Source organism: Pseudoalteromonas sp. CF6-2 (assembly GCF_021729425.1).
Taxonomy (GTDB): domain Bacteria; phylum Pseudomonadota; class Gammaproteobacteria; order Enterobacterales; family Alteromonadaceae; genus Pseudoalteromonas; species Pseudoalteromonas arabiensis.
In genome coordinates, this window is the sequence record NZ_CP091442.1 from 2,202,564 (window position 1) to 2,226,706 (window position 24,143).

At 39.8% G+C, this 24,143-nt stretch carries 15 protein-coding genes; 7 read left to right on the forward strand and 8 right to left on the reverse strand.

The window, feature by feature from the left end:
• Positions 1–40: 40 nt before the first annotated feature.
• The 3 genes from L3Q70_RS10220 to L3Q70_RS10230 form a co-directional block, all read right to left on the reverse strand.
• Positions 41–913: a peptidylprolyl isomerase gene (locus L3Q70_RS10220; RefSeq protein WP_237114223.1), complete on the reverse strand. Its 873-nt coding sequence runs from the start codon at positions 911–913 to the stop codon at positions 41–43.
• An 88-nt stretch (positions 914–1,001) separates the two neighbouring features.
• Positions 1,002–4,703 (reverse strand): translocation/assembly module TamB domain-containing protein, encoded by a 3,702-nt coding sequence (locus L3Q70_RS10225; RefSeq protein WP_237114224.1) that lies wholly within the window; start codon positions 4,701–4,703, stop codon positions 1,002–1,004.
• 1 nt (position 4,704) lies between these two features.
• Positions 4,705–6,396, reverse strand: a complete 1,692-nt coding sequence (locus L3Q70_RS10230) for an autotransporter assembly complex family protein (RefSeq protein ID WP_237115263.1) — start codon at positions 6,394–6,396, stop codon at positions 4,705–4,707.
• Between the two features lie 206 nt (positions 6,397–6,602).
• Here L3Q70_RS10230 and L3Q70_RS10235 point away from each other — a divergent pair, with 206 nt between their 5' ends.
• A complete protein-coding gene (locus tag L3Q70_RS10235) occupies positions 6,603–6,932 on the forward strand; it encodes a ribonuclease E inhibitor RraB (protein ID WP_237114225.1) in 330 nt (109 codons plus the stop codon).
• Positions 6,933–6,972: 40 nt separating this feature from the next.
• Here the strand turns inward: L3Q70_RS10235 and L3Q70_RS10240 are convergent, their stop codons facing one another.
• The 5 genes from L3Q70_RS10240 to L3Q70_RS10260 form a co-directional block, all read right to left on the reverse strand.
• The gene (locus L3Q70_RS10240; protein WP_193987501.1) at positions 6,973–8,718 is read right to left on the reverse strand and encodes a DEAD/DEAH box helicase; all 1,746 of its coding nucleotides are present in this window, start codon (positions 8,716–8,718) and stop codon (positions 6,973–6,975) included.
• 63 nt (positions 8,719–8,781) lie between these two features.
• Positions 8,782–9,087: an H-NS histone family protein gene (locus tag L3Q70_RS10245; RefSeq protein ID WP_062570000.1), complete on the reverse strand. Its 306-nt coding sequence runs from the start codon at positions 9,085–9,087 to the stop codon at positions 8,782–8,784.
• 102 nt (positions 9,088–9,189) lie between these two features.
• Entirely contained in the window at positions 9,190–13,395 is a 4,206-nt protein-coding gene (locus L3Q70_RS10250) for a transporter substrate-binding domain-containing protein (RefSeq protein WP_237114226.1), read from the reverse strand.
• A 293-nt stretch (positions 13,396–13,688) separates the two neighbouring features.
• Positions 13,689–16,535: a TonB-dependent receptor gene (locus L3Q70_RS10255; RefSeq protein WP_237114227.1), complete on the reverse strand. Its 2,847-nt coding sequence runs from the start codon at positions 16,533–16,535 to the stop codon at positions 13,689–13,691.
• A 245-nt stretch (positions 16,536–16,780) separates the two neighbouring features.
• The gene (locus L3Q70_RS10260; RefSeq protein WP_193987504.1) at positions 16,781–19,129 is read right to left on the reverse strand and encodes a DNA polymerase II; all 2,349 of its coding nucleotides are present in this window, start codon (positions 19,127–19,129) and stop codon (positions 16,781–16,783) included.
• 133 nt (positions 19,130–19,262) lie between these two features.
• Here L3Q70_RS10260 and dinG point away from each other — a divergent pair, with 133 nt between their 5' ends.
• The 6 genes from dinG to L3Q70_RS10290 are packed head-to-tail and all read left to right on the forward strand — an operon-like array spanning position 19,263 to position 24,085.
• Positions 19,263–21,338, forward strand: a complete 2,076-nt coding sequence (dinG, locus tag L3Q70_RS10265; protein WP_062569996.1) for an ATP-dependent DNA helicase DinG — start codon at positions 19,263–19,265, stop codon at positions 21,336–21,338.
• Positions 21,338–22,114 carry a TSUP family transporter gene (locus L3Q70_RS10270; protein WP_062569995.1) on the forward strand — a complete coding sequence of 259 codons (777 nt, stop codon included), beginning with the start codon at positions 21,338–21,340 and terminating at the stop codon, positions 22,112–22,114. The genes dinG and L3Q70_RS10270 overlap by 1 nt, the downstream gene beginning before the upstream one ends.
• Positions 22,115–22,723 (forward strand): primosomal replication protein, encoded by a 609-nt coding sequence (locus L3Q70_RS10275; protein ID WP_193987505.1) that lies wholly within the window; start codon positions 22,115–22,117, stop codon positions 22,721–22,723.
• Positions 22,720–23,613: a histone deacetylase gene (locus tag L3Q70_RS10280; RefSeq protein WP_193988970.1), complete on the forward strand. Its 894-nt coding sequence runs from the start codon at positions 22,720–22,722 to the stop codon at positions 23,611–23,613. The genes L3Q70_RS10275 and L3Q70_RS10280 overlap by 4 nt, the downstream gene beginning before the upstream one ends.
• A gap of 45 nt (positions 23,614–23,658) precedes the next feature.
• On the forward strand, positions 23,659–23,937 hold the full coding sequence (locus L3Q70_RS10285; protein ID WP_062569992.1) for a late competence development ComFB family protein: 279 nt from the start codon (positions 23,659–23,661) through the stop codon (positions 23,935–23,937).
• Positions 23,927–24,085: a YbaM family protein gene (locus tag L3Q70_RS10290; RefSeq protein ID WP_083515333.1), complete on the forward strand. Its 159-nt coding sequence runs from the start codon at positions 23,927–23,929 to the stop codon at positions 24,083–24,085. The genes L3Q70_RS10285 and L3Q70_RS10290 overlap by 11 nt, the downstream gene beginning before the upstream one ends.
• Positions 24,086–24,143: the final 58 nt, after the last annotated feature.

Below are 24,143 nucleotides of genomic sequence, written 5' to 3' on the forward strand. Positions count from 1 at the left end.
CGCGAGAATTAAACGCACTCAAAAGAATTTGCATAGCGGGTTATTTAACTCGCTCTGTAGGAATAGGCATGGCACATACATCAATGTAATTTGCACTTTGCACAAACCATTCGCCCATCCGGTTTTTACGCGCTTCAATCAATTCCACAAATGACGATGAGTCAGTTCTCATTACTCTAAACTGGCTTGTATCTTCCTCACTAATATCAGCTAACACTTGCATGTCAGTGATCGGATTAAATACTTCACCTTTTGTGGGCGTTCGACTCAACAAGTTAAAATGCTCCATCCCTTCCAGAACACGACCAAACACCGTTGTGTTTCGGTCTAAATAACGCTGCGCGTTACCTATCGTTACATAAAATTCGGTTCCGCCGCTATTGATATCATTATCGCGTGCCATCGCAAAAATACCAGGACAATGAGTCTGCCAAGTTTGTGTTTGCGCTTCATTCTGAGCAACGGCAAAACCATTTAAAAAGCCTGTTTTTGTGGCATAGCCGTCAGGGTCTTGAAGCTGAGTAATGGATAACGTTTTTTTTGTTTGGTGATAAAATTCTGCGGGAAGAGCTGTTTTTGCTGTTTTGGGTGTTTTTGTTTCGCTTGAATCTCCCCCTTGCGCGACAAAACCTTCAACAAAGCGGTAGACATTCAAGCCTTTATAAAAACCTTCTCTGGCGAGCAGTTTCATATTTTCTGCGTGCTTTGGGGCGAGCATTTCGTTTAACTCTATATACGCCGCCCCAGTTGGTAAGGTGAGTTTAAGAATGTTGTTTGCTGATACTGTTCGCCACTGTGACTTATCAGCCGTTTTAATAATATCCGCTGCCGAGCGCTTTTCAACTTGCTCAGCAGCGTGTAAAGAGACAGGTAAAAGTGTGCTAAAACACACCGTTAATAGAGTTAGTTTCATTGTTATTATCTTTTAAGTTGTTGACAACTCAGCCTATTAACTTCTGCTTTATTACGCAAGTAAAAGTGTACGGAAATTCTAACTGATATTAGTCCCAATCAAACTTATAGAGAATATCAACATTTTGATAGAGCCCACTGGTTACTTCAATGTACAGTTGTGACAACAGTTGGTAACGCACAGCCACTTCACTTAACGAATCAAAAATTCCCACACTGTATTTAACTTGTATACCTGGAGTCAGGTAACCTGAAATTTCTACTTTCGTATCATCGCCACTCCCCTTTGAACTCAAGCTGACGTCAGATAAACCAAAGCTTTCACCTATTTTAGAAACAACCCCTTCACTACGGTTAACCCCTTGGGCTAGTAAAAGTTGTGTAAGCATCGCATCCGTTGAGCTGTCGCCTTCATCTAACGGTTGACCATTCAATAGGTACGCCAGTGCTTGTGCTTGGTCCATGGCAGGTTCTGAATAAACTTTCAAGGAGGGCTGCTCAACATTCCCCGTTAAAGTGATCCCCGCAATAACCCCATTTGAGGTGTTTTCTGGATTTCTAATTGCTTTAATATTGAGATAAGGTTTATCAATCGAACCACTGAAGCCAACCTGCCCTGTACGAATTTGTAAATCTTGACCAAATGCACGATAAGTACCTTCGATTAGATTTAACTCACCCGTTGCAATCATAGGAGTGGTTTGATCCATACTAATATTGATATCGCCTGCTACTTTTGATTTGAGGCCAAATGAATCGATACGTACATCATTCTCCACTAAAAGCTTCAAATTAATAGCGTAATCAAACGGGGCTTTTTCCTTTTGTTGCTGCTCTATATCTACAATGACTTCATCATCACTCACTTGCACAGCACCTTCGGGAAGCTCTTCTATTTCAATTCTGCCCCATGGCACGACAACCTGCCCCTCTAAATTAAATGCACGATTTTTTAATGACATCGTAATGTCTGGCGAGACCTTAAATGTGACATCTTGCTGCGCACGAACGAAAAACTCCCTCCCCTCCAGCTTCACATTCACATCCGGCAACTCAGCTTGCCAATCAATATCACCCGACAAATTGAGTGAACCACCCTCTGCGTCTTTCAGCTTGCCTGTGATCTCTGCGCTTTGATTATTAAATGCAATGTTAACGTGCGAATCTTGCAGTGAAACAGGTAAAGTCGCACCATCTAAGTTCACTCGCTCGACATTTAACTCACCATTTAGCAAGGGTTCTTTCAATGTGCCTGCAACGTTCAGCTTGCCTCTAATTTCTCCGCTTAGTTGCTCAAGCGAACCAATAAATGGCTGAATATTTGTCAGCAAGATCTTGTCAATTTCTAGCTCGCCGGATAAATTTTGATTAGCTTGTATATCGTCGATATTAATGTGTGACGTCACTTTACCAAGTACAGAAGAATCAAGTGTTGCCTCTAATTTGCCAATACTGGCATCACTCATCGCCGACAAGTTAAGCTCTTCAATAGGCAGTTTATACACATTTGCATCATCTATCAGTGTAGCTACAAGTTCGCTGGTGCTAATATTGGCACGCATTGTTTTAAGCGCACCATCAGCCCAATTAGCCACAAATTCGCCGTTTGCTGAACCGTTGACCTTAATATTTTCAGGTATAAATCGGTTAAACTCTGGGAGTGATAACGCAGCTAACTGCGCATTTAGCTGACCAAACTGCTTAGTCTGCTGAAGTGTATTAACACAAAGCTTTGAGCTTGCACTTTGCCAACAATGATCAGCAATATTAAAGTCGAGCGTATTTATATCAACGTGTGCTTTAATCGCTTTATCTGTGGTTAAACGTATATGATTATCGGTAATTAAAATATTACTTAAACTACCTTGCCATTTGTCTTTTTTAAGTTGCCCATTAATATCCAGAGATGCTTTTCCTTGGTCCGCATCTAAAAGCAGCCGCAGGTGATGATCAACCTTGTCACCTGCTATATTTAACTCAGCCTGATTAATATTATGCTCTGCCATGGTTGCAGAATCCAGAACAAGCGATATATCTGTTTGCCAGTCGGCAGCATAGTCGAACTGACCTTTAAGTGTTAATCCATCAATTTGAAGATCTTGATAGCTCAAGGTATTAAGAGCTAAATTTAGATCAACCACAGGGGCTAAACGCTCGCCACGAATAACTAAGTCTGCATTCCCTTTGCCCTGCATAGGTAAAATTTCTTGGTCGGCGGCATCTAAGCGTAGCTTGCCATCAACACGCCAGCTGTCATCAACTTGGCCTGATAGAGCAAGCTCATTACGGCCACTTTTTAATTGCAGTTTTTCAAAACTTGCATGCAGGCTGCTATCAAGTTTAAAGTCTGATTCTAGACTTACAGGTACATCGTTTACGGTACCATTAATTGTGGTATTCTCGACTGCCAACTGCCAGTCAGTACCAGTTAAACCAAATGATCCTTTGAAACCACCTGATAAATCACTACTCATAGCATCAGTTAAATACTGTGCTTTTAAGTGTTCAAGTTTGCCGTTAAATTCAGTATTTACACCTTTTGACCAATCAACCGATGCGTGAATAATTGCTTGGCTTTCATTAGCATTTAACTTTAGCTGATCGAGGTTTGCCTTTGTTAAACTTCCTTGCAATTGGCTACTAACTGACACCTGAGGATATGCGCCAAGTTGGCTAATTAAATCAACTTTAACTTTATAGTCGTTTGCATGCCCTTGCCCATGTAAATCTAGCTTTGAAATATTGAGTTGTTCAGCGCCTGCATCAAGCGACCACGTATCAACACGGCCGGTTAAACTAAATGGAAAGTTATCTTTTTGTAGATTGACTTGCGCATCCACTTTTAAAGGGTACTGTCCTTGTGTTAGCAACGTCATATTTAAATCAGCTAACGACCCTGTTAGCTCAAGCGTTAACTGATGATTAGGGTGAGTGAGAGCAACATGGCCTTGCACTGAGTTATCCGCATTGAGTTCAGCAAATAAATCAGTATTTAACTGCCAATCATTGTATTGTGCGTCAAGCTTTTCAACTCTCACTTCATGACCTTTTGCAGTCGCTGAGAGGGCGATATTGTTAATGACTTCAGCACTTTCGGCTGCGACCGGTGTCACCGCTACTTTACTGATATTTAAAGTATTAAGTTGTATATCGAGGGGTAAAGTTAAGTCCAGAGTGGGTAATGCAGGCAGTACCGTTAATGGTTGGCTTTTGGGCTGCTCTTTGACTTCATGAAGTTGCACTGTAACAGTATTAATTTTCAGCGCATCAACGAGAATATCAGATAGCTCGGCAACAGCAGAAAGGTTTAGCTTTTCAATAGTCACATCAGCACTTGGGTGCGCTAAAGTTAATTGGTTAATTGCAATACGCTTAACGGTTACTTTCAGCGGTAATGTGATTTGCTCTGCGACGAGTGAAGCATCTTCTTGTAATTGCTCTTGAGCAGATTGTGGTTGTTGCCCCGCTACTGCTTGTTTGCTTTTAACATTTACATCAATGTTCAGTGCACTAATATTATCAAGGCAGATGCCATCGCACCCCCACCAAAAAAGATCAACTTTGAGCTGTTTAGCATAGAGCTTGATAGCTTGATTTTCATAACGCACATCAAACGGATCATTATATAAAAAACGGCCTGAAGGTAACTTAATCTCTAAGCCATCCACCAACTTATTAGCTGAGTATGCAATAAAGTGATTACCAGGTGCGGTGAATAACAAACAAAAAAGTAAAACGCCAATGCTTAAAAGTGTTACCGTGAGTACTGAGATTATTTTTTTAAACTTCATATTAAATTTCAGGTCCTATGGTAATACTTAAACGCGTACTTTTACTCTCTTTTGTTACTCCCCAAGCATGGTCTATACGAATTGGTCCAACAGGCGTTAAATAACGCAAACCAAAACCAGCACCGACCTCGACTCGATCACTAAAATCATTGGTTGCTGTACCGCTGTCAACAAACAAAGCTGCGCGCCAGTTTTTAGCAAACTGATAGTTATACTCCATGGTCCCTGACATTAAATATTTACCACCAATCAAGCGCCCATTTTCATCCTCAGGTGAAATCGACTGATACGCAAAGCCACGCACACTTTGATCACCACCAGCATAAAACCGAAGTGAAAAAGGCACATTGTCTATATCATCCACTAACATGGCCCCTAAATTAGCACGCAAGAAAAATAAATGGCGATCAGCCACTGTCGTTAACCATGCATTTTGCAATTGTAAACGTATAATATTGGTGGTCGAGAACATATCCTTTAAGCCAAACTCGGCAGAGATCAACCATTGGTAGCCTTCATAAGGAGTTGTGCCACCTTCAGTCTCTTTTTTTGCGTAACTTATGCCAGGCATCAACATTTTTGAGCTTTGCTCTTCATCACCGATACGATAAGTTTCACGATCACGTCGAATAAAGGCGGTGCGTACCCAATCATCGTCGGTTAACCATTGCCGTTGTATTTGGCCTGTTAAAATTTTACTGTAAACATCGTTTGTCAGCTCATCTTCTAACTTATAACCCACAGAAAAGCGCCATAAGTCATCATTGGGATCATCAACTGGCACGGTGTAACCGAGCGATATATCTTGTTGTCTTTGTGACACATTCAGATTACTTTCTAAATAGTGACCATCACTTGTGATCCAAGGCTTTGTCCATTTAAAGCGCACTTTTGGGCCAAGGTCAGTGCTATAGCCACCACCAACTTCATAACTATTTGCTGGTTTATGAAGGACATCTACTTTTACGGGAACACGTTGTTCTTTACGGTTTGCAATATCGGCATAAACCCTGACACTGGAAAAATAAGGCGTGCTTGACAACGCTAGATTATAATCTGAAACCTCCGTTGCTTTATAAGGCTGACCACTGTTAAAGCTCGCAAGTGAGCGAATATATTTTTCAGCGGGTGTTTCATTGCCAATAATAATTTCTCCAAACTGATAACGAGGACCGGTGTCTATGTTAAACGTGATATCGGCACTGTTTTTTTTCAAAGACACAGCTAATGTGCGTTGGTGCCACTTAGTATCAAAGTAACCAAGTTCAAGAAGCTGGCCTTCAATTCGCTTTCTAGCCGCTTCGTAGTTAGCATGATTTAGAAAATCACCTTGTTTTAGTTTAATGCCGTTAACTGCCGCCATAAATTCGGGGTCGCTTTTTCCCGCACCGGTAATGGTTATATTTATGTTCGCAATACGAGTGACAGGTCCTCGCTCCACATCAACAACAATAAGCTGCTTTTCTTGGTCGAAATTAATTTTAATAACGGGTTTATAGTAGCCGAGTGCTTTTAGGCTTGTTTCAACTTGACTTTTTGCATGGCGTTTAAGTGCTTTTGACGCTTTTTCATCGATTAACTGGTTAACGTAAAGTTCAACGTTTTTTTCAAGTTCACCACTGAGTCCCTGAATTTTATATTCTTTTATGATTGTTGCTGCACTAAAAGCTGGATGGCTAAAAGAGGTGCACAAAAGTAAAAAGACAAAAAAGAAATGCCGAGAGAACAAAAAATATCCTTACCTTTTTGAAATGCCTGAAGCGAAAATGAGTACAAACTAATTTTAACACAGTGAGATAATGACTGACATAATGGAAATAGTAAAATTAGTACACGTAACGCTATTATTTTCGCTACAATAGCGGACAATAACTAGATTTAAAATGAATGAGCGATTAAATGCATTTCCCAGACGATGAAAATGGTCAATTATTAGCTGAAATTGCGGCTGCCGGTGTCGATTTAAACTGTTTACAAGAAGTCGACTTTTATATTTTGTTTGAGCAAAAGCCAGATGCAGAAAAGTTTGCAACAGCCATTAAAAGTGACGAGTTAGCACCGAGTACAGAACTCAATAAATGCCCTGATACTGGCGTATGGGAAGTGATTACACGCGTTAAAATGGTGCCAGATCACACCTTACTATCTCAGACAGAACAATACCTTGAAAGCATTGCCAACGGTCATAATGGCTATGGTGATGGTTGGGGCTTGATGGCTGAAGATTAATTAATTTAGTTTGTTGCGCGATGCAATATCGCGCAAAGCCCTAATGTGACAATTGATTTGCTTTTCTGAAGCTGCCTTCATAATCAAACAATTTCTCAGCTACCTTCCAACCATACTTCTTATTTTTACGCGCTATAACAAAATCGGGGGCAACTAATAAATGCTGTGCTGATTCAACTTGTTCAGCAGTTTGCCACTTTTTGCTAGCTGCTCCCTCTTTATGTCGCTGAAACTGTTTATTAAAAATAAATCGCCCCGTATCATTCGCTAGATTAAAAATCTCATCGCAACTGGCGCCATCTTCATCAAAGTAACTTATTTTTAAAAGTCCATTAGGTAATGCCTTCGCTGACAACCCGCTACAACGAAGCACTAAGGCATCTTTTAAATTAAGGGCTTCTCGTAGTTTATCATCAGGGTCAGCCATCATTGCGCCACATGACTGACATTGTCTAGCAGCAATATCATTTTGCTCACCACATTGCTCACACTCTTTGAAGCGAAAGCGATAATCACATTGTTCTTGTGTGTCTCCATCGTCAAGTAATCCTTGGCAGCGTCGCCCAAAATGTTCAATCACTTTACCGCTATCGTCTGTTTTGCCCCAAAAAATATTAGCAAAACCGCAACCAGGACACAGTACCTGTACTGGTTCATTATCACTTTGCCCCTTTTTACTGCCTACTTCTGGGTAAAAGAGATCAAAACCATTCCCTGCATAGTCAATGACTAAGCAATCTTTTTTCCCTTCACTTAAACGCAGTCCACGACCCACTATTTGCTGGTATAGACTCACTGATTCTGTAGGACGTAAAATAGCAATATAGTCGACATGAGGAGCATCAAACCCTGTTGTTAACACCGAAACATTGACCAAAAACTTTAACTGTTTTTGTTTAAATAGAGTAATAATTTGGTCGCGTTCGTTGTTATCAGTCTCCCCTGTAATCAACGCAGTTTGCTCAGCAGGTAAATAGCCAACAATTTCTTTTGCATGCATAACAGTGGCTGCAAAAATCATCACTCCATGGCGATTTTCGCTGTAATCAATCACTTGTTTAATAATGGCTTTGGTTGCCCGGGTACTGTCCTTAAGCAGTGCATTCATGTTTTCAACACTGTAGCGACCAAAAGAGTCACTGGGTAATGAAGCAAAGTCATAATGACTAATTGCAGCATCAATTTCATGAGGAGGTGTTAAATAGCCATGTTTAATCATGTAGCGTAGTGGTAATTCAAAAATACACTTTTTGAATGGTGCTGATTGCTCCCCTCGAACAAATCCATGGTAATGATGATGATAAACCCAGCCCATACCCATTCTAAATGGTGTCGCAGTCAACCCTAACACTTTGAGTTGTGAGTTTTGCTTTTTCAGGGCACTGATCACCTGTCCATATTGGCTTTTATCATCGCCACTTACACGGTGGCACTCATCAATAATTAGCAATGAGTAGGCTTCGTCAAGCTGTGCGGTATTTCTAGCAAGTGACTGGACGCTGGCAAAGGTCACTTGTTCACTCAGTGATTTTTGCTTTAAACCTGCCGAGAAGATACTCGCCTTAAAACCAAAGCTGGCATATTTTTGTGCATTTTGCTCCACCAGCTCTTTAACATGGGCGAGCACTAAAATTTTTTGCCTAGCTATTCTTGCAAGTTCCGCAATGACTAAGCTTTTACCCGCTCCTGTGGGCAACACAATCAACGCGGCATCATTTGTCTTTCGAAAGTGCGCAACGGTTCTATCTACGGCTTCTTGCTGATAAGGTCTTAGTGTGTATTTCATACTAGTATGATGGGCGACAAAAAAGGGAAGCATACGCTTCCCTTTTCAATCTTTAAAGTGAAATTATGCTAGGTGTTTAGTTAAATCAACGCCTTGGAATGCTTTAGGTCGTTTACCACGGCCAGTCCACTCAACGATTTCACCATTATACTCAATGCGGTATTTAGGTTTTACTTTTGTGCGCTTATCAGTGCCTACCACATCTTGTAGATCTTCTAATGTAAGTCCTTTTTCTTTTAAAAGATCGAGTACTTCTTTTTTAGCTTCTTGCTGTTGAGTATTTTTCTCGATAGCTGTATCAATAAGTTGCTTTGCTTTTTCTAGCTCACTTAAAGATGCAGTTTTTACAAAAGATCGAATTTCTTTCATTGAAAGCTCTCTTTATTATAAAAGTTAAGTTACATATAGAACCTCAACCAGTATATGAGGAAAATATAAAATAATCTATTATATACCCTAACTTTATTTATTTTATTCAGACCAACCTTTTATTTTATCCACGATATCATTCAACTGTACAATAAGCATTCGAACAATTTCTGGGTCTTGGTTTTTGCTAAATTCTTGCTCTGTATTCACTATAAGCTCAGAGAGTGCTGGATACTGAAGCATCACGATAGCTCCTTTAAGCTTATGAATAGTTGAAGAAATCTTACTATATTCACTATTTTCGAGTTGTTCGTTTAACGTACTTAAATCAATATGCAGGCTATTTACAAAGACATCTGCCAACATTTTTGCATCTGCCTCATTTCCAAAAACATTTAACCAATGCTGTTTGCTTTTTATTCCTGTTAACGATGACTCTATATTCGTTTCTTGTACCTGGTTTTTGTCTTTTTGTAGATCAATAAACTCTACTAGCCTGTTATATAACTCGTTAAGTTTGTATGGCTTAAATAACACACAATTCATCCCTACTTTCATTGCTTTATCAAGACACTCTTGGGAGTCATCAGCAGTAAACCCTATAATTGGTAAGGATTTAAACTCAGGCATGCCACGAAGCTGCTGAGTTAGTTTAAAGCCATCTAGGTGTGGCATATGACAATCGGTCAATAACAAATCAAAATGACCATTACGCAGAGTATTTAATGCTGCAATACCATCTTCAACCATCACAGCTTTAATACCTAACTTCTGGCACTGTTTTTCTAATAGTAATTGATTAGTTTTATTATCCTCAGCTATCAGAATCTTGCCATGCAAACTATCCGTGCCTTTTGAGGAAATAAATTGAGTGTTGGCATGAACATTATTGAACAGTTCACGTAATAGATCTGGGTATATGGGGTTAACCCCTAAGGTATGACAACAGCATTTTAGGTGTGGTTTTCCCTCACCAGATATAGCGACAATAATATAACGATTACTTGAGTGAGGTATAGCCTGCTGCCAATCATCCCCCCATAACTGCTGCATATATTGTTCATCAATGAGAATTCTCTCTATATTGGTGAATGTATTTTTATCTATCGGGCAAGATAATTGATTATAGTTAATGCCCATAGTCGATAAGTTATCAAGTAATTGACGGTTATTACTATATACTGACCAATATAGAGATGGTAATGGGCTTTTATCTTTGAATACATTCGTTAATGGAACCGAAATATAAACATTTGTCCCTTTCGAGAAGGTGCTGGAAATCGTAATTTCCCCTTTCATTGCTTCAATTAATTGTTTAGCCAATGTAAGTCCAAGCCCTGCCCCGCCATAACGCCTTTGTGTGGAGCCATCAGCTTGCTCGAAAGGGGTATAAATATCTGCAAGTTGCTGTGCAGTCATTCCTGTGCCCGTATCCGACACCTCAATTTTTAATTTATGTTTATCGAACAATACGTCACAATTAATGCTACCTGATTCAGTAAATTTAACCGCATTATTAAGAACATTTGAAAGCACTTGCATCAAGTGAGTTACATCAATTTGTGCAGATGTATACGCCGCTGTTCGCCAAGAAAGCGTAAAGTCTAAACCTTTTTCTTTTGCTAAGTATTCATGAGCACGAAAAACACGACACAGGTGCGACTCAAGATCTACATCTTGATAATTTAATTCGATGTTGCCTGAATTAGTGTTAGCAAAATACAAGATATCATTCACTAAGCTTAGTAGCTTAGAAATAGAGCTATCGATGTGCTCTAATAAATAGAATTGTTCATCTGTTAAAGTAGATGACTTTAGTAGTTCAATAAAGCCATTAACCCCTGATATTGGCGTACGTAATTCATGACTCATTGTGGCTATAAAGCGGCTTTTTGCGAGCTCAGCCTGATGCGCTAATTGATTTGCTTTACTTAAATCGGCTTGCTGTCTTTTTAATAAGCTAATATCGAGTAAAATTCCATTCCAACGAATCCCTTCATTTGTCGAAGTAGTCATACTCTCAGCGTTGGCAATATAACGACACCAGATTTGTTGACCTAAATTATTTACCCGAAATTCTATGTCGATTATTTTATTTAACTTACTGGCTGACTTAAATGCTTTGGCTATTTTGATACGATCAACATCATCAATATACGGTGAAATACAACCAGTCATACCACGCTGATTGACTGTACGGGAGGTAACCCCGAGTAAACTTTGTGCGCCTTTACTTATATAGGTATAGCAGCCCTCTCCATTATCATAATACTCATACTGAAATACACCACCTGGAATCGTATCTGTTATCGTTTGCAACAAACGCTGCACAGATTGTGTCTCTCGTTGTAAATTGTGGTGCTGTGTTACATCCGTTATCACTGTCAAAATTCCAGCTAATTGCTCATCAGTTCCGAAATAAGGTTTCTTTGTATACAGCAAATCAAGTTGCTTTCCTTGTCGGTTGGTATATTTAATTTGCTGATTGATGGCTTTTCCTGAGTCTAAACTATATTTGTTTTGTGCAATCAAGTCTTTAACAACAGGTAAATCATCGCGCAAGAATTGCTTTTGCTCATCCCATAAATGCGCAAAGTTCTCGCGGTAAGCCTTATTCCACATTAGGCGTTTTTGATCTTTATCTTGTATCACCACCATTGTAGGTAAATCATCAATTAACTTTTGGGTGAAATTTAACTTCTCCAACGCGACTTGCTCTGCTTTTTGTCGCTTGGCTATTTCGCGATTGATGGTGTAGCGCCAACCAATAAAGTACACAATAGAGACAAAAATCAATATTAAAACCAAAATAGCTGTCGTATTAACCGTTTGCCTGTCATAACCTCTCTCAATACTAAAAATCCCATGCCGATTTACAATATGAGTGAAGTCATTACTTGTTAATGTTTTAAATAAGCTATCAAGCAATGTAGCAAAATCAGGCAGATTTTGATTGATTAAAAAATAAATAGGCTGTGTGTATTGATATCGGGGGTTTATATAAAACTCACCAATATAAAATTGGTTAAGCTGATAGGCCGCTATACTTTGCGGTAACATCACCCCATCAATGGTATCGTTTCTTAGGGCATAGAAAAGTGTTTTGACTGAGTTAAACGAGACAGTTTCGATAGGTTTATTTGTGATTAATTTCTGTTTAGGATCTGCAAATACATCAAGATAACCAATGCGAGAACCATTGTTTCTTTGTTTAGAAATCAAGATCATCTCGAAACTATAATGTGAAGGAAGCGCAATTAGAGTACCATGATCAAGCTTATCAGGTGTCATGGTCGGAATAAGATCAATTTTATTAGCAAGAAACAACTTTGCCAATTCATCACTATTGGCTGCAGGAATATATTTAAATTGAATACCACTTCGCTGCGCCAGTAACATCATAGTATCGTTTAGATAACCCGTTGCCTCACCATTATTATTCGTCGAATTGACTGGAAATAAATCATCTACAAACGAAAATGTCAGTAATAGGTTTGTTTCTTCATCCCCCCCTATTCGATTAAAGTCTCGCTTAAACTGGCTATAGGCTTTTGATGCTAAATATTCTTCACTTGCCGAGTTTTCCCAGAGCTGTTTGGTTGTCGGTGAGATAGAAGCAAGTAAAGAATTAACTTGGTTTCTCAATACGACCTTCTGCTGGTTAAACATGACATGTAGTGTTTCACTGGCAAGCCAAATTGGGCTGACTATTTTTAAGTTCTTTTGTGGGCGCTTTTTTAAATAATGGGAGAGCACCGAGTAATCACCTAAAAAAGCATCAAAAGTACCGTCTGATACTTTATCAAAGGCATCCTCGGGTTTTATAAAACGATTGATAAATAACGCACCATTTTGTGCCAAATATTCACAATGAGAGCTTCCCGTTATACAAACCCAGCGTAAGCTTGCCAAGTTTTTTAACGCATCATTGGCAATAGATTGGTTGGCTACAATACCCTGAGGTGCTTCCATAAACGGAGCTGAAAATAAGAAATGCTTCTTACGCTGTGCAGTTTTATTTAAACCAACCGTAAAGTCTATTTCCCCAGCTTGTAGAGCATCGAGGAGAAGATCTAAACTATCGAACACTTGATACTCTAGCTTTGAATCGGTTAGGCGAGCAATTTCATCACTGTAACCAACGATGACTCCTGAGAATTGCCCCTCCTCTGTACGCGTGTGGTAAGGGAAGAAGTTGTAATTGACGATACCCGCTTTGAGCTTTGGTTTATCCTCTTGTGTGGCTTGCGTAAAAAAAGTACAAAAAAATAAAAGCGCTAGTGATATAGTTAATTTATAGCTTTTCAACAAAAAACCTTCTGAGTCAACACTCAACATATTAAAGTATAAGAGAATAAGTTATCCCCTACAATAAAACGACCTATTGTGTATTAACTTCTTGCATTTAACGATGAGGCCAAAAAGCAATACGGTAACAATAACTTTACGCAAAACTGGCTAGATGTTGTATAAAAATTGATTTAACCAAGCAGTTACACAAGTAGACCTGTCAAATAGCTCGAAACAAACAATTAATGCAACAAAGAAAAAGGCCAAAACATAATGTCTTGGCCTTAGTAGGGAAAAATATTAACAGTTCATTAGAACTTAAGGTTAACACTCATATGTACAAAACGACCTAAAGTGTCATAGTAGCCGGCTACTGTATTCGCGTTTGACGAAATAGTGTTACCAACCATAGGTGGCTCTTTATCAAAGATGTTATTAATACCACCTGTCAGCGTTACGTGCTCATTTACAGAGTAATTACCTGAAAGGTCGATGAAATTGTAAGAATCAATACCACCATTTTCAATTAGTGATGTATCTGCATCACCTTCGTAATCTACGCCGCCGTAGTAACGCCATTTAAGGCCTACTCGCCAATCATCTGCAATATAATTTACATTCGCAGTGTGACGCCATTTTGGTGATGCAAAACAGTCCGTACTTACATTACCAGAACAATCATAAGCCAGTGACTCATCACCTAAGATTGGCTCCACTTCTTTTTTGATGCTGTAGTAACCATTAATATCAAATTTCAATGTTGCTTCGTTAAGCTCCATTGTATAAGCAGCTGTTAAATCAACACCTTCCCACGTACGACCACCAATGTTGTCACTTAAGTTTACAACATAACCATCTTGGCCTAACCATAGGCTACCTGATGCACTTCGTTGAATATTATCACAGAAGAAAGCATCACCGGTTGTAGCACAGTTATTTAAGATGCGCTCAGCACCCACAACACCCACTACCTTTTCCATTTCAATTTGGAAATAGTCAACAGAGAAGTTGAAGTTATCAAATGGGTTTGCAACTAAACCAATCGTAATGGTTTCAGCTTCTTCCGGTTTTAGATTTGGATTACCACCAGCAAATTGATTGTATTGACCCGCAGGTGATGCAGTAACGGCACCATACTGTGAACCAGTTACACCCGTGTTAGCACACTGCGTTGAATCATATGCAGGGCTGTCACTTGCACAACCGTCACTACCACTCCAAAGGCTGATGCTTTGTGCTGAGAATAGCTCACCAACATTAGGAGCACGAACCGCTTTTGCAAAGCTTGCACGGAACTTATACGCATCGGCTAGTGTATAATCACCACCAATTGAGTAAGTTGTATCTGAACCTGTTGTTGAGTAATCAGACCAACGTGCAGCCGTTGAAATATTGAACTCATCTAGCACTGGGATTTGTAGCTCACCGTACACTTCATTTACATCAATCGAGCCATATAAGCTTGGTGATGGACCACCTTGACCTAATAACTGACCTTCTTCATAAACCGTATCTGATGTACGCTCATATTCTTGCTCACGGCGTTCCACACCAAATACAGCTGCAATAGGTAAAGATGCACTTGGCAGAGTCAAGTCAAGCTCACCTGATACATAACCACTATAAATTGTTTGTGTCACTAAACCAGTTTGCGTACCAACACCTGCCAGTTGCGCTGCTTGCTCAGGTGTTACGCCATCTAGTTCAAATACATTATAGTAAAGACAACCATCTGCTTCTTCACATGATGTACCAACAGCGCCAACACGTGGACCAATTTTTGGTGCTAATAAATCATTTTTATACACTGAGCTCGATGTTGTTGCAGAGTAGTTATAGCTAACATCATATGTCCAGTTATCATTAATCTCACCTTCCATACCCGTTAGGATACGATATGAAGTATGCTCTAGGTTATCTGCACGCGGGCCACCTTCAACATTACGTTTACCGATGTAAGCAACAAATTGGTCACTTCCTGTTTGACCAAAAAGCTCTTGCAACTGCTGTTTTTGTAAGTCCGACAATAATGGGTTGTTATAATCCATTAAAAACTCTTCGTTGAAGAACGTACCTGACTCAGCGATTTGACCAGCTGTTCTATTGTGCATAAATGAGAACTCTAGGTATGGTCTAAAGTGCTCATTGATTTCATAATCAATGAAGCTACCTAATGTAAAGCGCTCATTTGGGCGTAAGAAGTGATTCACCGGCGCATAGTTATAACGATAACCATCGTCTTCAATAAAACCCTGACCATTTGGGTTTAGATAGCCCCAAAATTCTTGTTTATAGTCTACTTCGCCATCAACAACAGGGAAGATATCAAAGTGTGGGTTTGGTGTATTTGCTGAACCACCACACACGTTACCCGCACCATTTAAAGCACATGACGAATAGTCGCGGCTGCCCTGCAACAACTCTGTTTGACGGTTGTAAGTTACGTAACCAACTGCATGGCCTTTACCAGAGTCAAAGCCACTACCTACCGTTAAATCTAAGCTATATGACTTACCATCGATCCCCGTATTGCCCGTTTCATAATCATAGCCTTGATCATCCATCAGGCCTTGAATATACCCATTATCATTATTATGTTGATAGCCTGATGCTCCCATATTGAATGAAATACCATCAAACTCATCGTTCATCACAAAGTTAACAACACCCGCAACAGCATCAGCACCATAAACTGCCGCCGCACCACCTGTGAGTACGTCAACACGCTTAACTAATGATGCTGGAATTTGGTTAATATCTGGAACCTGAGATGTAATACTACCAGCCTGCATACGGCGGCCATTGATCAATACCAATGTTCTGTTTGAGCCTAGGCCACGAAGGTCAACGGTCGCGGTACCCGTTGCGCCATTCGCAAGAAATGAACTTTGCGCAGCTTCAATTTGTGGTAATTGGTTTAATACATCCTCAACACGAGAGAAACCGCTCAACTTAATCTCTTCAGCAGTCATTACAGTAACAGGACTAACCGTTTCAAGATCTGTACGTTTGATACGTGAACCTGTTACTTGGATGCGCTCAACTTTTTCAACACCGTCATCGGCTGCATTTGCAGCCATAGAAAAACCTGTCGAAGTAGAAGCAACGCCAAAAGCAAGCGCAAGGCGCACCGCTTTTGAAACTTGATTATTTAACATTTGATTCTCCCTGGACCACCAATAGTGGTTATAATTAGTATAATTATGTTTATTTTTTGTTACCAAAAATAGGTTTGGCCGGAGAATAATAAACAAATGAAAATAAATTTCCAGCACTTTATTTACATTTATTTAATAAAAATAAATTTAAGCTGTAGCAACCCCACCTTTTCGCCCAAAAAACAAACAACCAATACAAGCCACTAAAATAGAGGAGTTTGCAGCTAGAGATTCATCAAAAAGAACTAGAGAAGCTGTATTTGCCTATCTTCAATTGACGCAAATTTTGCAACTAAATTACCAACAATCATTTCAGCTATTGGCAACAATTGCTTATTTACATAAATGGAATAATCATATTGATGGGTGCCGATATAAAATTCAGCTCCCTGTGCGGTGTACACATATTCAATAGTTTGTCCGCGCTTAATTTCACGGTGAGGGTTGTCAGCTAGGTATTGCTTTGCAGCTTTAACATGAGGAGGGATATTTTTTTGGTAATCAGTTAAGTGTTGACCTAAACGTTTACGATAAATAAGCAGCGCATCGAATTCGCCGTTATAGAGCTTTTTCACATACTTATCAAATGTTTGTATGATTAATTCTTGACTGTATGAGTCGCTAAATAATATTTCAAACAACTCAACTTGAAATTTATGAGCTAACTCTGTCCAATCACTGCGCACTGTCTCCATTCCTTTGAACACTAGGTGTGTGGCGCCATTTTTATCTATCTTACCTACATAGCGCTTTTTTGAGCCCGTTGCTTTACCACGTATTGTTGGCATAAAAAATGGGCTATAGTGAGTTTCATATTCAATTTCTAAGTAGCTGGTTATATTATAATTTTTTTCAAGCTCTGCGTGCCATCGCGCATTAATTTTCGTAGCAAGTTCAATACCTATTTCATGACAATTTGCAGGGCTTAGTTCATCATCTAACTTAACAAATGTCGAATCTGTATCACCATAAATAACTTGGTAACCCCACTGCTCAATCCATCGCTTTGTTGTCTGCATGATCTCATGCCCGCGTAAGGTAATCGAACTTGATAAACGCGGATCGTAAAATCGGCAACCTTTAGAGCCTAATACGCCATATAAACTATTCATAATGATTTTAATGGCCTGCGAAAGCATCGGTTGATTGTTATCTTTAGCAACTTGTCGGGTTGTGGCTAATTGGCGAATTAATTTAGGTAAATGGTGCTTAGTTCTTGAAAACAGGGCTTGATTAAACCCTTCAATCGCTAGTTCTGGTTCCTTTAGCCCCTCGACTAGACCTAAAGGGTCGATGCAAAAAGTACGCATTATTGACGGGTAAAGACTTTTATAATCGAGCACCACAATATTTTTATATAACCCTGGTTCAGAGTTCATAACATAGCCACCGGGGCTGTCAAAGCTTAAGCCATGATCACCCAAATTCGGTGCCACATAGCCACTACGGTGTAATAAAGGAAGATAAAGGTTGGTAAAGGCAGCGACAGAGCCGCCCATCCTTTCAAGTTCAAGACCGGTCATTTGACTGCGAACGGCAGCAAATTCGAGTAACTTTAATTTTTTGAAAATACGCTGTACTAAAATACAATCTTGTCGGTTGTACGCTGCAAGAGAAAGTTTATCCTCGTTAAATTGACGAACAATCTCATCTAACCGGTTATCCGTACTAATCAGCTTTTCTTCACCAAGCTCAATACTGGCGACATTAGCTAAGCTAAAACTATCATAGTGATACGTGGCATTTTTGAGCGTATCAATACCATCAATAACAACTCTGCCTGGGACTGTGACACGCGTGAAATTGCCGACCCTTAACTGCATTTTTTCATTATTACGCCCTAGGGGAAGTTCAACACCTAGTGCCTCAGCACGCTCATACAGCACACTGAAATCAAACTCTATGACATTCCAACCAATAATAACATCAGGGTCAATTACTTGAATTTTCTCACATAATTTAGTGAGCAAATCTATTTCATCAACACACCATTGAATATTAAAATCAAGCTCTGATGTATCAAGCGGCTCACCTATCATTAAAACAGTATCGACCTTGTCCCCCACTAAGCCCACAGAAAATAAGACACCGTCCCCACTGCACTCAATATCTAATGAGAGACTATTAAAGTGGGGGGTGAAATCATTATTTTGTTTAAACTGAACATCTGTTAAAACACGAAAAGGTGAAGATTGAACGACTCGCCCCTTTGCCCACACCGCACCTTTTATAAAACGCTCCATCAAAAAGCGGTCTACCGGCCTGATATCGTCTTCATACACATTCACAAAGTGAGCTTTAAGTTGTTTTGCTGCTTTATAATAGTGTTTTAAGGACGAAAAATGACAGGCAACGACAGGGTGTTGTTGAAATGTTTTTAATGATATATGTTTAATTTCACAGTGAATTTGGTACTCATTAAAAAGGCGAGTGACCGTATTCAGGTCCTGCTCTCGAACAAAAAATACCGCCTTTTGCGGCGAACTAATCAGTTTAACAGGCCCTTGCTCTGACAAGATCCACACTACGATAGATATACCGTTGGCATTATCAAAACATTGCGTAGAAAGAATAAAGCCAGAAGCAAGCTGCATGTAAAAACCTTTTAGCCAAAAAGAGTAAAGCAAACGCTGAGCGACAAAATTAACCACAAGTTGCTTGTAGTTACCGCGTTAAATCTCTAAAATTCATTACTGTAATTATATACATACTTTAGGTTATCTGGACATGCTTTCTGACTCTTTAAAAAAAACAATTAGGCAAATTCATAAGCATGTTGCTGATAACCTAACTGATTATCGTCCTCGTAGCAGTCAAAATTATTTAGTAGCAGAAATCGCTAAAACCTTGGCTGGCGAATACCATAAATCGCAACGTATCTGCGTTATAGAAGCGGGTACTGGCACAGGTAAATCACTTGCCTATTGCTTGGGAGCCATCCCTCTGGCAATGGCAAAAAAGAAAAAGCTGGTTATTTCAACCGCGACAGTCGCCCTTCAAGAACAGCTCATTAATAAAGAACTGCCATTTTTTAAGGAACACTCAGGGCTGGATATAAAGTTTGACTTGGTTAAAGGTCGGCAACGCTATATTTGCGCACAAAAGCTTAGTGCTGCAGTCAATGGTGATAGCCAGACACAAATGGAGTTTATGCCGACACTGTCATCTCCATTATCTGATATGGAAACCAAGTGTTTAAAACAACTCTATAATGCTTACTCTAAAAAACAATGGCAAGGCGACCGCGATAGCTGGGCTGATACAATTCCTGATAAAGTGTGGAACTTAATTGCTTGTGATAAGCACTCATGCCAACGGCAGATGCGTGCTCATCAATTATGCCCTTTTCACATGGCACGTCAGCGTCTTATGCAAATGGACGTACTCGTCATTAACCATTCTTTATTGCTCGCTGATTTAGACCTTGGCGGCGGTAAGATTCTCCCTGAGCCTGATGACACTATTTATGTGATTGATGAAGCGCATCACTTAGCCCACATCACCCGAGATTTTTCATCTGCTGCAGCAACGATTAAAGGCACTATAGATTGGCTTGATAAGCTGGTTAAATTCGCTGGAAAAATGGCGAATGTATTGGTAGGTCAAAAAGCCATAGGACAAAACTTCAAGCTCAGTGACAGCATCAATGATGCGGCAAAGAATTTAAAAGTGGTGCGTGATATTCTTGATAATGCAGATTTTAACTACAACAGTGACGATACCTATCGTTTTGAGCACGGTGAAATCCCAGCCTCTTTACATGCGAAAGCAAAAGATATCAGCGATGCCACTTTAGATGCTCTACGCGCGCTTAACAAAATGCATGACACCTTGGTACAAGATGTCAGTGATGGCGATATAAAACCTTACGTAGCCGATCCTATCTTAGCTGAAAGCGGTCAGTATATTAATCGCTTAGAGTTACTGAACAAATTATGGTTTAGTTATGCCACAAAAGGCGAAGGTATTCCCCATGCACGGTGGATAAAACGCCTAGAGTATAAGAACCATCATGATCATTTACTCAGCGATTGTCCTATTGAAGTCGGTTATTACCTAAAAGATAAATTATGGAACCAATGTGCAGGTGCAGTGCTCTGTTCAGCCACATTAACGGCGCTTGGTTCATTTGATCATTTTGCTTACGAATGCGGGCTTGCAAAAGAAGAAGGCGTAAAATACATCAAAGTGCCTTCACCATTTGACTACCCAAAACAAGCGACGTTGCATATTCCAAGCAGCCATATTGAACCCACAGATAAATCGTTTAGTGATCATCTCGCTGAGCAATTACCCAAATTCCTAGATGATAAAAGAGCCAACTTAGTCCTGTTTGCTTCATATTGGCAGATGGATCACGTTGTAAAGGTGCTACGCAGTAAAGGTATTGATGTGCTCGTACAAGGCGAGATGTCACGTGAAGCCTTACTCAAAAAACACAAAGCAAATGTTGATCTAGGTCGCGCTAGTTATTTATTTGGCACACAAAGTCTCTCAGAGGGGCTTGATCTGCCCGGCAAGTACCTTGAAAACTTAGTAATCACAAAAATCCCATTTGCAGTGCCCACGTCACCAATTGAAGAAGCCCAAGCGGAATTTGTACAAAGTAAAGGAGGCAATCCTTTTTTATCGATCACCGTTCCTGATGCAGCGAAGAAATTAGTACAAAGCTGTGGTAGACTGCTGCGCAAAGAAAATGATCAAGGTCGCATTACAATACTTGATCGCCGTTTAGTGACCAAGCGGTATGGCAAAGCCATGCTTGATACCTTGCCACCCTTTAAAAGACAAATTGATTATTAATGTTTGAATTAGCTTTAGATCCAACCACATGGGCACTACTTTGCGCTGTTGCCTTAGCCGCAGGCTTTATTGATGCAATTGCAGGCGGTGGCGGTATGCTGACAGTACCTGCACTTTTGACCGCAGGCCTTCCTCCCCATCTAACCCTAGGTACCAATAAGTTAGCTGCTAGTTTTGGCTCACTCACTGCAAGTGTCACTTACTTTCGCAAAAAGCTATTTAACCCTAGGTTTTGGGCCGCTTCCATTATGGCCACAGCCATTGGTGCGCTGTTAGGTACCTTAATCGTTGATTACCTAAGTATCGACTTTTTAAACAAATTGCTCCCTATCGTTATTATTTTAGTCGCATGCTACAGCCTATTTGGTAGTTTAAGCACAACCGAGCATAATGAACTGCCTAAACTCGATGCAAAAACAAAACTTAAACAATGGATACAAGGCTTGGGGCTGGGCTTTTTTGATGGCCTAGCAGGGCCAGGCACGGGGACTTTTTGGACCGCGTCAAACAGCTTACTTTATAAAATGAGCTTGCTGCTAAACTGCGGTCTTGCTCGATCAATGAACTTTGTTTCAAATTTTATCTCGTTGATCACCTTTGTCGCACTGGGCCATGTTAACTTTTTGCTTGGTATCACGATGGGCTTTTTTCTTATGTTGGGTGCGTGGATTGGCGCTCATTCTGCAATAAAATTCGGCAGTAAAATGATTCGCCCTGTTTTTAATACTGTGGTAATTATTTTAGCTTTAAAGTTAATTTATGAGGCCTACCTATAAATGAACTCACCTGCTTTAAACAAACTACATGAACAAATTGCTAGGCTTAAGCATCAAGCTGAACAATTTGATAACGGTCACTTTTTTTCTAAAAACCGTTATATGCAAGCGCAACCAAGTTTGTTTGATAAAGGGGTCTTTTCAACAAAGAGCATGAAACTCGCCGATTATGTCATCGAGATAGAAGAAGAGCTTGCCACTTTACCACCCGCTGAACATCGTCATGCCTATCAATATGCACTAGAACGCATAACTCAACAGGTGCAGGCAGTATTTAATGTCATAAAATCAACGCCTGTGTGGGCAAAAGAGAATAAATTCACTTATAAAGCAAAACCAAAACAGCATATTTTTAAACAAGCAGTTAAAAAGATTATGCAATCATCGCATGAGCTGTATGATGAATTGAAACAAAATCATGAGTTCGAGCGCAGATTGGTGTTAATGATTGAAGAAAGAAAATTAAAACTCGATGCTGCTAATACTACCCAAGCGAGTGAAATAAACAAAGAAATATTAGCTCTTCATGCAAGGCTTGGCCGGTGCCGAAAAGCCATTTCGGCCACTGAAGATAAAATACAGCAAGTCGAAAAACAGCAACTCAAATAATGTACTACTACCACCCTAGCTACTCTGCACTTGATTTACCAGAGCGACACCGCTTTCCGATTCAAAAATACCAATTGTTAAAAGAGCAGCTAAGTCATTTTATTGATGACGATTTTTTTATAACACCCAAGCAAGCAAATAAAGAACACTTAGCCCTGTGCCACGACCAGCATTACATAGATGCATTTCTCGCAGGTACGCTTGCACCTAAAGCCATTAAAAAAATGGGCTTTCCTTGGTCTGAATCACTTGTTGAGCGTAGCTTATATTCAGTGGGAGCAGCAATTCAAGGCGCTGAATATGCTTTAAAGCATGGTGCAGCATTTAACTTAAGTGGCGGTTATCACCATGCATTTAGTGATCATGGCAGTGGTTTTTGCATTTTTAATGACTTAGCGATTGCCGCCGCACACCTTATACAAACTGAACAAGCCGACACCGTAGTTATTTTTGATTGTGATGTACATCAAGGTGACGGCACTGCCGAGATTATTAATCAACACGAGCAGATTATTAGTTGCTCTATTCATTGCGAACAAAATTTTCCTCGCATAAAGCAATGCTCTAATTACGACTTTTCTCTTGAGCATGGAACGAAAGATAGTGACTACCTAAAAGCCGTGCAACAAGCCTTTGAGCTTACAACTAGACTGCATCAACCGGATATTATCTTATACAACGCAGGTGCAGATATTTTTAGTGATGACGAATTAGGCCATTTTTCGGTAAGTTTATCGGGTGTTTATCAACGCGACCATTTTGTTTTAAGCCAAGCCAAGGCACATAACATTCCTATTTTTGCAGCATTAGGTGGCGGCTATCAACGTAACACCGAACGTTTAGTTAATGTACATAAGCAGCTTTTTAAAGCCGCTGTCGATTTATTTTAAAGCTTGGTATACACTAAAAATACTAATTAATCAGGGTCGATATGTATGAAGTTACACGATGATATTCACAATTATTTTGAAAAGCTCGTTGTAGATGATATTGCAAAACGCAATCTTGAATCAGTGTATAATGAAGACATCATGGCTGACTTGTGCTGTACAGTCCTTAATCAGTTACCTGCGCGTTATATTCGTTACGATGTAGATATGGAGTTTTATCTGCCGCAATCAGAGCGAATGCTAATGGAGCAACAAGTACAAACCGCTATCGATGTTGCCATCACTCAAGTTTCAAAGAAGAAGGAACTCAATAATGAGTCGTGAATTGGAGGCTGCGCCAAATCATATTAAGCTTGCTGTCGATTTAATCATGCTATTAGAACAAAACGATGTGCCAGCAGAAGATGTACTCGCAGCTCTTGAAATTGTAAAATCTGATTTTGAAAAAAAGTTAATGCAAGCATCTGATTAACCTAAGCAGTTTATTTATTGTGCGGCTTTAACCGTATTAACCTCCCCATTTTTGTTAT

What these genes read in the sequence shown, in the direction of transcription:
- L3Q70_RS10220 (WP_237114223.1), bottom strand. Translation starts at nt 913, where the DNA reads ATGAAACTAACTCTATTAACGGTGTGTTTTAGCACACTTTTACCTGTC.
- L3Q70_RS10260 (WP_193987504.1), bottom strand. Translation starts at nt 19,129, where the DNA reads ATGCAGCTTGCTTCTGGCTTTATTCTTTCTACGCAATGTTTTGATAAT.
- L3Q70_RS10290 (WP_083515333.1), top strand. Translation starts at nt 23,927, where the DNA reads ATGAGTCGTGAATTGGAGGCTGCGCCAAATCATATTAAGCTTGCTGTC.
- L3Q70_RS10255 (WP_237114227.1), bottom strand. Translation starts at nt 16,535, where the DNA reads ATGTTAAATAATCAAGTTTCAAAAGCGGTGCGCCTTGCGCTTGCTTTT.
- L3Q70_RS10275 (WP_193987505.1), top strand. Translation starts at nt 22,115, where the DNA reads ATGAACTCACCTGCTTTAAACAAACTACATGAACAAATTGCTAGGCTT.
- dinG (WP_062569996.1), top strand. Translation starts at nt 19,263, where the DNA reads ATGCTTTCTGACTCTTTAAAAAAAACAATTAGGCAAATTCATAAGCAT.
- L3Q70_RS10285 (WP_062569992.1), top strand. Translation starts at nt 23,659, where the DNA reads ATGAAGTTACACGATGATATTCACAATTATTTTGAAAAGCTCGTTGTA.
- L3Q70_RS10270 (WP_062569995.1), top strand. Translation starts at nt 21,338, where the DNA reads ATGTTTGAATTAGCTTTAGATCCAACCACATGGGCACTACTTTGCGCT.
- L3Q70_RS10235 (WP_237114225.1), top strand. Translation starts at nt 6,603, where the DNA reads ATGCATTTCCCAGACGATGAAAATGGTCAATTATTAGCTGAAATTGCG.
- L3Q70_RS10240 (WP_193987501.1), bottom strand. Translation starts at nt 8,718, where the DNA reads ATGAAATACACACTAAGACCTTATCAGCAAGAAGCCGTAGATAGAACC.
- L3Q70_RS10245 (WP_062570000.1), bottom strand. Translation starts at nt 9,087, where the DNA reads ATGAAAGAAATTCGATCTTTTGTAAAAACTGCATCTTTAAGTGAGCTA.
- L3Q70_RS10225 (WP_237114224.1), bottom strand. Translation starts at nt 4,703, where the DNA reads ATGAAGTTTAAAAAAATAATCTCAGTACTCACGGTAACACTTTTAAGC.